This is a genomic window from Mucilaginibacter sp. (genome assembly GCF_039921305.1).
Lineage (GTDB): Bacteria > Bacteroidota > Bacteroidia > Sphingobacteriales > Sphingobacteriaceae > Mucilaginibacter.
In genome coordinates, this window is sequence record NZ_JBDSCA010000023.1 from 166,834 (window position 1) to 179,285 (window position 12,452).

Genomic DNA, 12,452 nt, shown 5'->3' on the forward strand with positions numbered 1-12,452 from the left:
GCAATGACACAGTTTTATATTTAATCTTGCTACTTGATACTAACTACTTGCTACTCCCCCTAAGGTACCTCCACCGCGTTCAATATCCCGGTTACAATATCTTCCTGGGTAATATTCTCGGCTTCGGCCTCGTAAGTTAAACCGATACGGTGGCGCAACACATCATGACAAATGGCGCGGACATCCTCCGGAATTACATAGCCCCTGCGTTTGATGAACGCGTATGCTTTGGCAGCCAGCGCCAAATTGATACTAGCCCTTGGCGATGCGCCGTAGCTGATCAAATTTTTATAGTTGCCCAGTTTATACTGATCCGGGAAACGGGTAGCGAAAACAATATCGATAATGTATTGCTCTATCTTCTCGTCCATATAAACCTCGCGCACTACTTTGCGGGCGCGGATGATATCTTCGGGTTTGATAACCGCGTTGGGCTTTAACATGCCTGTTGGCGATATATTGGCGCGAATGATGCGTTTTTCGTCCTCCTTGTTAGGATAGCCGATAACCACTTTCAGCATAAACCTATCTACCTGCGCTTCGGGCAGCGGGTAGGTTCCCTCCTGCTCGATGGGGTTTTGGGTGGCGAGCACCAAAAACGGCGTTGGCAGCGGAAAGGTATTATCGCCAATGGTTACCTGGCGTTCTTGCATGGCTTCGAGCAGGGCGCTTTGCACTTTGGCTGGCGCACGGTTGATCTCATCGGCCAATATAAAGTTGCTGAACAGCGGACCTTTGCGCACTATGAATTCTTCCTTTTTTTGGTTGTATATCATGGTGCCCAGTAAATCGGCAGGTAACAAGTCGGGTGTGAACTGGATGCGGCTAAAATCGGCCTGGATGCATTTGCTCAGGGTGTTAATGGCCAGGGTTTTTGCCAGTCCGGGTACACCTTCCAGCAGAATATGCCCGTCGGCGAGGAGGCCGATGAGCAGACGCTCCACCATATATTTTTGACCAACGATCACTTTATCCATTTCCATTTTCAGGATATCGATAAAGGCGCTTTCCTGCTGGATCATTTCGTTGAGGGCGCGAATATCGGTGCTCTGCGACGATACCACCGGCTCGGGCTGCGGAACGTATGAACTGTTGCTAATTGATTCTTCCATATCGGGATATAAATTATTTCGGTGGGCAAATTTAAGGTACCCATAATTTCACACAAGCGATATGTTAAATTAATTTGTTAAAAAGTGTTAAATGTTGGGGTTGCTGTAGTCGGAGACTACAGGCATAGTGATTCGAAGTTGAAAAACTTCGAATAGCGAGAGAATGTGAATGGCGAGAGGTGAGTTGTGAATAGGTTAGTTGAAGATAAACTACAACTATGTGATAGCCGACGCTAGTTATTATATTAATATATTTACGTATGAAAATAAAAATTCTATCAAAATTCCACTACCTTAATATTACAAATGATATAGAATTAGAGCAATTCACTATTTCTAACGATTTGAATAAACTTGCCAAAAATTTTGTAGAGCCTTTTTTCAATAATGCTATAGGCCAGATGGAATTAAATGCATTTTGCGAAGGATGTCATTTATACTATATAGGAACCGCAGAATCCTTAGGTTCAGATTTTTCCAATTTTGGAGCGGAGTGTGAAAAAATAAACCGATATATTCATCGTATGATTTCAATGCTTTGGTTAATCAAAGATAACAGTATAAATCTGGGTGCTTGTTATCTAATAGATGTTAAGAAACCCGATATAGTTTTAAATAAAAGATATATTGTATATAGCAATTCCTCAGGTAAGTATGAAAATGCAAGCGTTTCAAGCCATGAAATGGCCGAGGCTTTACAATATTATCACACAACTTTTACACCGCGGGAAAGAAAAGCCAAACCGGTACTTTCGTCAGTTCCTTTAATGCATCCAGAAATAATTCCATCCCCATTAAATTATATACACTACGATTCATTTGATAGAATTGACCGAAGTTTCATATTTCTTGATATGGCGAGGTCAAGTTCTCTACTTCCTTTAAAAATTTCTTGCTATATAGCTGTATTTGAATGTCTATTTACTATTGATGCCACAGAAGTAAGTTATAAAGTCACAGAAAGAGGAACACTATTTTTAGGTGGTGATAGGGTAAAGAAAGATAATACATACAATACTATTAAAGAGGCATACACTATCCGATCAAAATTCATGCATGGTCAAAAGTTAGGTAAAAAGTATAAAGAAATGGACAGCCTGGTTGAAGTTTCTAATAAGATTGATTCACTAACAAGAGAAATTCTTAAAAAAATAATTGTCAATCATAAAGACACCTTTTTAAAAGACGATGATGAGCTAAATATTTTTTTCAAAAATTTAATTTTCTCTTAGTTCTTTACAAGCTGTTCCGCTACTGCATATGAACGATTGTGGTTCCCCTGCTCTCCGTAGTCTATTTAATTACCTTGCTCTCCGTATCAAATCACTTTATGTAGTCGGAGACTACATGCATATTAGTTCGAAGTCAGAGACTTCGAACAGCAGCAGAGTCAGAGACTTCGAACAGCGTTTTTTTTCGAATAGCGTTCGTTTAACAACATTTTTTAAAACTTAAAAAATAAAAAGTCGCTATTCGAAGTCTCTGACTTCGAATGACTATGCCTGTAGTCTCTGACTACAGTAAAATCTACATCCACAAACAATCCACATCAATAATAGATTCTTTCTCGGCATAGTTAGCCGCGCTGGAATACACATATTCTGTAGCATCATAAACATAACCTGCACGCACCGGGTTATTATGAATGTAATCTATTTTTTGTTGAGTAAAATCGGGGCTAAATAATTCAACAAAATGGTTCTCGTGTGTCCAGATCTGATAATGCTCGTTACGGGTATGTTTTGAAGCATAGTACTTAAACTGGTGCAACATCCATTCCCCCTGCTACCTGTAGTTTACTCAATAAATCGCTTATGCTCAAACCAGAGGCCTACACAGGGCGCTTGCGATAAGAACTATAGATCTGAATATTTATACGTTATTGTTTTCAAATAATTAATCTTAGCTTTAGACTATGAAAAAGCTTACCCTGATTATTACTTTGGCAGTATCTGCATGCATAAACTGTATGTTTGTTAACGTTAGCGCAGCTAAAACTACCGCAACACGCCAATCAAGAATACAACCATTTTGTAAATTTACTTTTGTTGATCATCGCGGTCATAGTATTAAATTAAGTACAAATATATTGCATGCTACATCAAAAAGCTTAACCTTCATTTTTGAGACCGGCCAAAAACTGATAATAAGCTTTACCACTTTGCGGCCCGGCCATTTTGTTGCAGAATCGGCCCGATCTAAAGATCCAAGTATATTGTTTTTCTCGCAGCACGGCGTTCCAGTATCTATGACTGGTGCTGTTATAATTACGACTGTGAAACCGGCGATAACCGGTAATTTTAGCCATTTGGTAAGCGACGATGATGAACACATTACTTTAGTGTCCGGTACTTTTAATCTTTAAGTTATAGTGATAGCGTTATAAATTTATTGAGTTACAGCCAGCTCTCCGTAGTCTGTATCAAATCACTTTATGTAATCCCTGCAATCACAAACGTACTTTCTGATAATTAAAAACAAAAAAGCCGTCTTATTTTCAATAAGGCGGCTTTTAATATAGCATTCTTTTTAAATCCTATACATCGTTATATCTAATTCACCGGTATAATCATCGGCAACAACGGCATTGTTGGTTAACTCGTAATCGGTATTGGCATACATGTTTAAACTATAGCCTTCATCCTGGCCGGCATACCAATCGAAATAAGACTGGGAGAAATTATAGTCGGAAAATGCAACACTAACGGTGTAAGTACCGGCGGGAACGCTACCTATATGGTACACGCCATCGCTCAGGTTATTGTAGCTTGTTTGAAAATAATAATAATCATTAGTAGCATTATTAACCAGCGTAACATAATAAGTAACCGATGCTGCAAATGGCGGGTAGCTGCTTGACAACGACGTTAGGTATACTGTGTGTAATGTTTGGGCCTTAGCCTTAAAGCCAACAGACAGCGCGGCAAATAATATTGCCACCGCAAATAGTAGTTTAGTTTTTTTCATGATTTTGAATTGTTAAAGTTTGTAATTAATTAGTGAACGTATATAGTGTAAGGCCCGAATCGGGAGTAGAAATATTATAACTAACTACCACACCGGTCGCAAGTGTAGAATCTGTACCGGAGTACATGTGATGATTGTAGATCCATCCACTATTATTTACATAATAATCAAACCACTCTTCCGAAACACCCGAATTATAATAGGAAGCTGTTACTGTATAAGTACCCTCGGGGATATCGCCCAAATGGAAATAACCATCATCGCCTAAATTGTAATATTGAGTTTGAAGATAAATATCCTCATTAGTGGATTCGTTGTGCAGGGTTAAATACCAGGTGGTACTCCCTGTCCATAAAGGCACATCGTTCGAGCCGGAGTATAAACGAACCGGAACCATAGTTTGGGCCCTGGCCTTAAAGCCAAATGACAGCGCGGCAAACACTATTGCCAACGCAAGCAGCAGTTTAGTTGTTTTCATGATAATAAGTTGTTTTTTATTAGTTTATATGCCAAATATACCTGTCAGTAAAGTTGTTAAACTATGATGGATTTGCATCTCTATGTATTATATTATCTTTTAACATATAATACATTATAAATAACTACAGCATTTAATATCCGGATATTATTTATAACTTACGTACAATTTAAACCTTATCACTTTAAATCATGAAAAAATTTGGTATCCTACTATTGCTGCTTGCCGCGATGGTTAACGGCTTGTTTGCAAAGGCTAAACCTGTACAGCAGGGCAGCATCATCAGCGTGTCCGACATTCACTTTAATCCATATTTCGATCCATCGTTGGTAACTAAACTGGTGCAATCGGGTTATAAACAGTGGCCGGCTATCTTTGCTTCGTCGGCGGTAAAGCAACCTAATACTTATAATAGCGATTCTAATTTCCCACTGTTTAAATCGGCATTGGCGGCCATGAAACAGCAGAATGCCTCGCCCGCATTTATGGTGATCACCGGCGATTTTTTGTGCCACAGCTTTCAGGAAAACTTTAACACTAATGCGCCATCCTATCCCGATTCGCTAAAATCGTTCACATCAAAAACCATCCAATTTATGGCTATGATGTTTAACCAATATTTTCCGCAAACTGTTGTATTGCCGGTATTGGGCAACAACGATTCGTACTGCGGCGATTATCAGGTTGAAGCCGACGGCGCTTTTTTAAACATGTTTGCCAAAGCCTGGGCGCCTTTACAGCGCAACCATAGCGCAGCGCTTGATAAAGCCTTTATCAGCAGTTTTTCTAAGGGTGGTTATTATACTTATACCTTGCGGGATGGATCAGGCGGTAAAATGGTGATGCTGAACACGGTATTTTTCTCGGCAAAATACACCAGTTGCGGCGTGCAAACGGGTAACCCTGCCGGTACCGAACTGCAATGGCTAACAGGCGTTTTAAAACACGGGCAGCAGCAAAAAAGTAAACTCTGGCTGGCTATGCACATTCCACCGGGTATTGATGTGAACAGCACCCTGAAATATGGCAGCGTAACCAGCATGTGGGCCGATAGCTGCAATACGGCGTTCATTAGCTTACTTACCCAATATGCCCCAATTATAAAGGCAGGCCTTTGCGGCCATACTCATATGGACGATTTTAGACTGCTTTATAACAGCGCGGGTACACCAATTTCGTTTTTCCATATTACGCCGGCTGTTAGTCCGCTGTTTGATAATAACCCTGGTTTCCAATGCATCAGCTACAGCAAAGCACCATTTACACTACTTAACATTAAAACCTATTACCTTAATGTGAGCACCAGCGGCAAGCCCTGGGCTTTGGAGTACGATTATCAAAAAACTTATGGCGTAACGGGCATAAACCCGGCAAGTGTAGATGCAGTGCGCAAAAAAATATCATCAAACCCTACCTATCGCAACTATTACATTAATTATTACGATGTAAATAATCCTACCTTAAACGGCATTAACCAGCAAAACTGGATGGGCTACTGGTGCGGAACAGGTAATTTAACATCAGCCGGTTTTTCTGCCTGTTATAGTACTACAGCTAAATAATTATACAAAAATGCGGATAGCTTAAATGCCATCCGCATTTTAAATTCAAGTAAAAACGATCTACATTAGGTTCGACGCAAATTACCGATGAACAGGGCCAATTTGCGACCTTTGTTAGTTATAAGTCTATTACATGTTGTGCAATGTAAACTATAATCCAAACAAAAGCCATGTGTTTGTTATTGTAGTTTAAAACATTACTAATGCCCAATTGGTTTAAAACAACACTCAAAATAATTGCCGCGCTTGCGGTTGTGATCATTGTATTATTGCTGGGTGTGTTACTTTATATTAACAGCAATAAGGCCAAAGTACAGGCTTTGGTTACCGCCGAATTGAACAAGAACCTGGATGGCCAGATCATCATTGGTAACATGAACACTGTTTTTTTTAAAGATTTTCCGAATATCTCCCTCTCACTGCATAATGTTTTGCTTCGCGATAAGCAATGGGCCAAACACCACCATACCCTGCTGGATGCCAAAGATTTTGATGTATCGGTTAACACGGCTTCCCTGTTAAAGGGCACTGTCAGCATTAACCATGTGGATATCAGCAACGCCGCTATCGATTTCTATACCGATAGCAATGGCTACAGCAACACGGCAGTATTTAAAAAAGGCAATAAAAAGAAAACCGGTGGCAAAGACGATGCCAACAACAGCGCGACCGAGATCAGCAGGTTTAACCTGCATACCGTAAGCTTCGCGGTTAATAACCAAATGCTGAATAAGCTTTTCCATTTTGATATTAATAGTTTAGCAGGCCAAATGGCCTACCCCGATTCGGGCTGGCATGCTAAGCTGCATTTAGATGTGGATGCCAAAAGCATGGCTTTTAATACCGATAATGGCAGTTTTATTAAAGGCAAACAGGTTGAAGGCGATTTGGTTGCAGGCTATAACGAAGATAACGGAAAGATCAACATACAATCGCCAAATTTTAATATTGGTGGTACGCCGTTTAAACTGAACGCCTTGTTTGCTGTGGGTAAGGGCCAGGCTACCTTTGATATCAGGCTTGCCGCCGATGCCATTACATGGCAGGGCGCATCGGGCTTGCTGGCCGCCAACATCAGCAAAAAGCTGGCTATGTTTAATATGGATAAACCACTCGCTGTAAAGGCTACCATATCGGGTAGTTTTAAAGGTGGCGATCCGTATCTGAATGTGGAGGCTAAAGTTCGTAATACCAAACTCACCACACCCGGCGGTAATATTGACGATTGCAGTTTTGATGGTGTATTCAATAACAACTTTGTTAAAGGGCAGGGTAACAGCGATGCTAACTCCATTATTAAAATATATCACCTTACGGGGAACTACAGCCACCTGCCTTTCACCATTGATACGGGCAGTATTATTAACCTCGAAAAACCTATTGCTACGGGTAACTTCCGCTCTAAGTTTCCGTTGAGTAATTTAAATTATCTGATGGGTAAAACCACCAAATTTACCCGGGGCACTGCCGAAATGAAGTTGCGTTACAAGGCCGACATTGTAGATTACCGCCTGAATAAACCTTTTATACAAGGCTTAATAAACCTGCGCGATGCTGATGTAAGCTACCTTCCGCGCAAGCTTAATTTGACAAACACATCCATGTCACTCAACTTTACCAGTACCGATTTGATATTGAACAACATCCGCCTGCAAAGCGGCAAGAGTATTGTGATGATGGAAGGCCGGGTTAAAAACTTTTTGAATTTGTATTATGATTCGCCGGAGAAGATATTGTTGGCCTGGCAAATCAATAGTCCGCAATTGTATTTGGGTGAGTTTTTGGGTTTCCTGAATAAAGGAGGCCGGGCTGCTGCCCCAAAAAGCAGGAACAGCGGTAACATTATTGACCAGTTGAGCAACGTATTAGACCGCGCCCATGCCGAAATGCATATGCAGGTTGCCAAGCTATATTATAAAAAATTTTTAGCCACCAATGCCACTGCCGATGTGTTATTATCCGAAGATGGTGTAGTGGTAAAAAACATGAGTGTAAAACATGCGGGAGGTTCGCTCAAATTTAACGGACAAATTAACGATGGCTCGCGCACCAATAACTTTATTATGAGTGCCATTGTGAGCAATGTTGATGTGCACGAGTTTTTTTACGCCTTTGATAACTTTGGTTTAACCGATATCACATCCAACAACTTAAAAGGCATTTTATCTGCCCAAGCGCAAGTAAAAGGCGGCTTAACCAACAATGGCTCCATTGTACCCCGATCAATAAATGGTTATGTAACCCTTAACTTAAAAAATGGCGCGTTAATCAATTATAATCCGCTTAAAACGGTTGGTAAGCTGGCGTTTCCCTTTAGGGATCTGAATAATATTGTGATACCAAATTTGGATGCCAGGTTTGATTTGCATGGCGATAACATTACCATTAACCCCATGAAACTCACATCGAGCATTATCAATATAGATATTGCCGGTACATACGGTTTAACCCGCGGCACCAATATAGCCCTTGATATCCCACTAAGGAACCCTAAAAAAGACAGCACGATCACCGATAAGGATGAACTGCTCAAAAAGCGTTATAAAGGCATAGTGCTCCATATTTTAGCCAAAGATGATGAAAACGGAAAAGTAAAGATCGGCTGGAATAAGGATCATAAGAAAACGCCGTAAAAGCGAAATGCCCGGGTGCTGATCGTTTTGACTAATCAACACTCAGGGCATAATTTCGCTCGGTTTAGGTTAACCTTTGTTTTAAGGGCGGGGGATATTACAAGTTTAGAATTCTTATGATCTCTACAACAGTATCCTTTGCTTGTTTATATTTCACTATGTGAATACTATGTTGTGAACCAATAGCATGCTGCAACTCATTCAAAGTTTTAGCTTCTTTATCTGTTATTGGTTTATTTCCATTCTTTAATCTGATTTCGTTTTCGCATACGGCAAGAAATTTTTCTGCTTTTTTAATGGCTGCTGAATTGTCTTTTTTGGTTGGCATGATATTTAATTTTTAGGGTTTAAGTTAATTAGTTATACTTTGTAAATTTCCATTGCTGGCTGGAGGCTCTTGTTGATGAATCGTTTAAGCGTAACTTCATATTTCCGCCTTCATTAACAACATCAAGTGATCTGTGATTGCCCACAGCACTGGTAAGGCGGAAGTAACCAAACTCGGGCTCTATTTTCCATAACTGGCCTTTTCCATTGTTATTTCCAGTCAATGCAACCGTTGGGTTTGGGTTGAATGTAGACGGCCTCTGGATTTGATCATCTGCTATGAATGGAGGCGGGAACCCAGGTTTATCCCAGGGTTTGGAGCGCTTAGGGAAAAAATCTACCGGAGGCTTCTCATCGATAATATCCAGTGATTTCTGATCCAGATAGGTTCTGTTCATTAGTCTGAAAAATCCGTCACCTACTGATTTGATCACCCAAAGCTGACCCTTACCTTCGCTACCCGTCATCATAAGTTTGTTTTGGGCCGCATCCTTCTTATCGATAGTTAAAAACTTGTCGTTACCCAACCACTCGTTAGTGATAAAATAAACAGCATTTGGATCAAAAACAGGTTCTATTTCTCTTATCGACACATCGTTTTTCAGGGTATCACCAAATAATAATATAGCTTGTTTTAGTGAAATTAGCCCGGTTTGTGCCGGATCAAAACTGGCGATAGTTGGGTTTTGATTATTTAACTCTTCTACAATATCGCGCACATCCTCCACCTTATTAGATAGGTTGTTTAGTATGGTTTGCAATTTGATGTAAAACAGGTTAACCTCAGTAAAATAAACCAATCTTTGGCGCTGTACTTTTTCCTGGTTGTTTAATTTTAACTCCAAAAACGACAGATCATCTATTACCTTATTTTTTTGTTGAATAGTGCGGTTCAGTTCATCAACTCTTCTTTCGCATTCTCCCTGCAGGTTCCTTGATTTGGATAACTCTTGTTGAACCGCAGCCATAGTGTTATGTATATTATTGATCTGCCCTTGTACATCGTCAATCTCAAGGCTTATCAATTTCACCAACCTATCAAAACCAAGCGTCCCGATAGACATGATGATACTCCAGAATGACGTATCATTTAATTCCTTCTGCCTGTTTCTCAATTGTTGTAACCTGTTATTTCGCTCGCCTAAAGTTGATTGTAAATGGGCTATCTGGTTTGTATAACTTGGTATGGCTGCTTTTAACCCCGCAACATTGGCATACGCAACCTCCAGTTCTTTTTTAACATTGTTACGTTCTGCATAGGCTCTGCCTTGTTGTGCTATTAAATCGCTAACCTCCGCGGTTGTTTTAATTTGCAATTGTTTGGTCTCCTTTTCGGATGCCGCGGCTGCTTGTTTAAAACTGGCCACCTCGCCGGTAATTTTACTCAGGCTGTTGATAGCTGATTGCTTATCCTGTTTTTCTAGTGAAACCGCCGCTTGCTGCAAGGCTTCGATCACTAAGGTTGTACTGTTGCTCATTTTTTTAATATTATGATGGTGAAGGATGATTGTTAATTATTTTGCTGTTTCTAAACGGGCTTGTTCCTGAAGGATGTTGGAACTGTTGTTTGTTGAGTCCAATATTCTTTGATTCAGCATAATGCCCATTTTTTTTGCCAATTCCGGGGCGTTCTTTTTTGCATTTTCGATAGTTGGTGATTGTGCAAGATTTTGAACGCATTTTTTTTGAGCGTTAGAAGTGCTGATCAGGTACTCGCCAGATAAACCATTCAAAGCCACCCACTGGCAGATGTAGAATAAAAACTCCGACATGAAATGCAGATCCTGGTAATGCTCAACTCTTTCGTCCAAATCTAAACCAGTATCCGGATCAATAATATCCTGTAATGTCGCCTGGAAACCTTTTTCCGACATTTTTGAGCAATAATCGGCCATCTGTTTCCAAAATAAACTCGCGTTGGTTAGTGTTCCAACTATCTTACCCATGGCTTCAATAGCGGCATGTAACGAATTGATACTTACTTCGGCGTTGCCCTGCTCAACTTTGGAGTTTTTGATATTTTCGGCAAACTCAGCCATTGCAACTAATGATTTGCGTTTCTCGGCTTCCATGGCAAACTTCTTTTCCAGAACGGCCATCTTCTCGCTGCGGATTGACTCTTCTGCACTCGAGGCAGCGTCGGCCATTTTATCCAAACCACCCGATAACTTTTCGAGCGAGGCCGATGCGGCACCATATTCTGCCGATAGGTCTTTCGCGCTTTTTTCTACCAGCTTCATTTCACCTTGTAGTGTTTCTGTTTTACCTTTATTTTCGGCTATATCAGCGGTTATTTTAACAAGCGCCTTTTTGTGTTTATCCAAATCGGCTTTCTGTTTTTTTGTTCTGTCTCCAGCGTCAACACCTTCTATAATACTGATCTCTGTTTGGGTTTCGGTTTTCTGGGTTTCTAAGGCAGCTAACTTTGTTTTTGCTGAGTTTACCTTATCCTTTAAGCCGAGCAATTTTTTATTGGCTTTATCCGAATTTGTTTTTGCTTCATCTGCCTTAGCCTGGGCAAGCTCAATTTTTTTAGCGGTAGCTCTATCTGATGATGTTTTGGTAATAGCGCTGGCAGCTGGGTTTTTAGCAGCAGCAAATGCGCCTAAACCGGCACCTATGGCACCACATATTGCCGAAGTAATACCTAATATTAGTGATCTGTCGGCCGCTTTGTCTTCATCCCTTTGTGCTTTATCGTACATTGCCTGCAAATTGGCTACCTGGGCAACCAGTTCTTCCTGATTAACCTTTTCGGCTTTTTGCTTGGCCTCCAGCTCTCTGATCGCTTTTTCGGCAGCCAGTTTCCGGTTGTATTCAGATGTTTCTTCGATGATGGTATTAGATCTTACGGCAACCGATCTTTTCTGTAGCTCCATAAATTCGCTGGATAGCTTTTCAGAATCGGTAGCCATTACTTTTGACGATACACCGCAACGTTTTAATTTGGCAAGGGCAAGCTTCTCATTACCCGAAACCAGGAAGCGGTATGTTTGGCCTAGCTGACTGATGATGTTTTCAGTTTCAATTTTAAAAGAATTCATGGTGCCAACGCAGCGGTTACATAACAGGGCCAAAGCACCCATAATGTCATTGATCTCGGCTTGCAGTTTGCCTCCCTGTGCACCGGCCACGCCATTATAGGCAACAAAAAGCAGTTCTACAGATAGGTACAAATTGTCATTTAATTCATCCAGGTCAATTTCCAATAACAGATCTTTGCGCTGCTTTAATACAAGCGGGTCGGTGTAAGCGGGGGCCACCTGCAAATCGTAAATTATATTATTTACAGAAATTGAGGATTTAGTTTCAGTAGATTTTTTGATTTCGTTAGTTGTTGCCATAATTGTAAGGTTTAAGTGCTTGTTGAATA

11 protein-coding genes are annotated in these 12,452 nt (G+C 40.6%); 4 read left to right on the forward strand and 7 right to left on the reverse strand.

Annotated elements, in window-relative coordinates; all coding sequences use genetic code 11:
- Nucleotides 1-59 precede the first annotated feature (59 nt).
- The gene (locus tag ABIN91_RS06600) at nucleotides 60-983 is read right to left on the reverse strand and encodes a MoxR family ATPase (RefSeq protein ID WP_348049793.1); all 924 of its coding nucleotides are present in this window, start codon (nucleotides 981-983) and stop codon (nucleotides 60-62) included.
- A 389-nt stretch (nucleotides 984-1,372) separates the two neighbouring features.
- Here ABIN91_RS06600 and ABIN91_RS06605 point away from each other — a divergent pair, with 389 nt between their 5' ends.
- Nucleotides 1,373-2,344 (forward strand): hypothetical protein, encoded by a 972-nt coding sequence (locus tag ABIN91_RS06605; protein WP_348049733.1) that lies wholly within the window; start codon nucleotides 1,373-1,375, stop codon nucleotides 2,342-2,344.
- Between the two features lie 295 nt (nucleotides 2,345-2,639).
- On the opposite strand, the gene ABIN91_RS06610 is transcribed toward ABIN91_RS06605, so the two are convergent.
- Complete coding sequence (locus ABIN91_RS06610; RefSeq protein ID WP_348049735.1) at nucleotides 2,640-2,885, reverse strand: hypothetical protein; 246 nt, start codon at nucleotides 2,883-2,885, stop codon at nucleotides 2,640-2,642.
- A 142-nt stretch (nucleotides 2,886-3,027) separates the two neighbouring features.
- Between ABIN91_RS06610 and ABIN91_RS06615 the strand changes: the two genes are divergently transcribed.
- Nucleotides 3,028-3,477: a hypothetical protein gene (locus ABIN91_RS06615; RefSeq protein ID WP_348049737.1), complete on the forward strand. Its 450-nt coding sequence runs from the start codon at nucleotides 3,028-3,030 to the stop codon at nucleotides 3,475-3,477.
- A gap of 164 nt (nucleotides 3,478-3,641) precedes the next feature.
- Here ABIN91_RS06615 and ABIN91_RS06620 read toward each other — a convergent pair whose 3' ends face one another.
- Nucleotides 3,642-4,079: a carboxypeptidase-like regulatory domain-containing protein gene (locus ABIN91_RS06620; protein ID WP_348049739.1), complete on the reverse strand. Its 438-nt coding sequence runs from the start codon at nucleotides 4,077-4,079 to the stop codon at nucleotides 3,642-3,644.
- Between the two features lie 25 nt (nucleotides 4,080-4,104).
- Nucleotides 4,105-4,557: a hypothetical protein gene (locus ABIN91_RS06625; RefSeq protein WP_348049741.1), complete on the reverse strand. Its 453-nt coding sequence runs from the start codon at nucleotides 4,555-4,557 to the stop codon at nucleotides 4,105-4,107.
- Nucleotides 4,558-4,748: 191 nt separating this feature from the next.
- On the opposite strand from ABIN91_RS06625, the gene ABIN91_RS06630 reads away from it, so the two are divergent.
- Together ABIN91_RS06630 and ABIN91_RS06635 are read left to right on the forward strand one after the other, a co-directional pair.
- Nucleotides 4,749-6,119 carry a hypothetical protein gene (locus tag ABIN91_RS06630; protein WP_348049743.1) on the forward strand — a complete coding sequence of 457 codons (1,371 nt, stop codon included), beginning with the start codon at nucleotides 4,749-4,751 and terminating at the stop codon, nucleotides 6,117-6,119.
- A 203-nt stretch (nucleotides 6,120-6,322) separates the two neighbouring features.
- Nucleotides 6,323-8,752, forward strand: a complete 2,430-nt coding sequence (locus tag ABIN91_RS06635) for an AsmA-like C-terminal region-containing protein (protein ID WP_348049745.1) — start codon at nucleotides 6,323-6,325, stop codon at nucleotides 8,750-8,752.
- 97 nt (nucleotides 8,753-8,849) lie between these two features.
- On the opposite strand, the gene ABIN91_RS06640 is transcribed toward ABIN91_RS06635, so the two are convergent.
- From ABIN91_RS06640 to ABIN91_RS06650, 3 genes are read right to left on the reverse strand one after another with little or no spacing between them, the layout of a single operon-like run.
- Nucleotides 8,850-9,080, reverse strand: coding sequence for a hypothetical protein (locus ABIN91_RS06640; protein ID WP_348049747.1), 231 nt, complete (start codon nucleotides 9,078-9,080; stop codon nucleotides 8,850-8,852).
- Between the two features lie 28 nt (nucleotides 9,081-9,108).
- Entirely contained in the window at nucleotides 9,109-10,557 is a 1,449-nt protein-coding gene (locus ABIN91_RS06645) for a hypothetical protein (protein ID WP_348049748.1), read from the reverse strand.
- Nucleotides 10,558-10,593: 36 nt separating this feature from the next.
- Entirely contained in the window at nucleotides 10,594-12,423 is a 1,830-nt protein-coding gene (locus tag ABIN91_RS06650; RefSeq protein WP_348049750.1) for a hypothetical protein, read from the reverse strand.
- Between the last annotated feature and the right edge of the window lie 29 nt (nucleotides 12,424-12,452).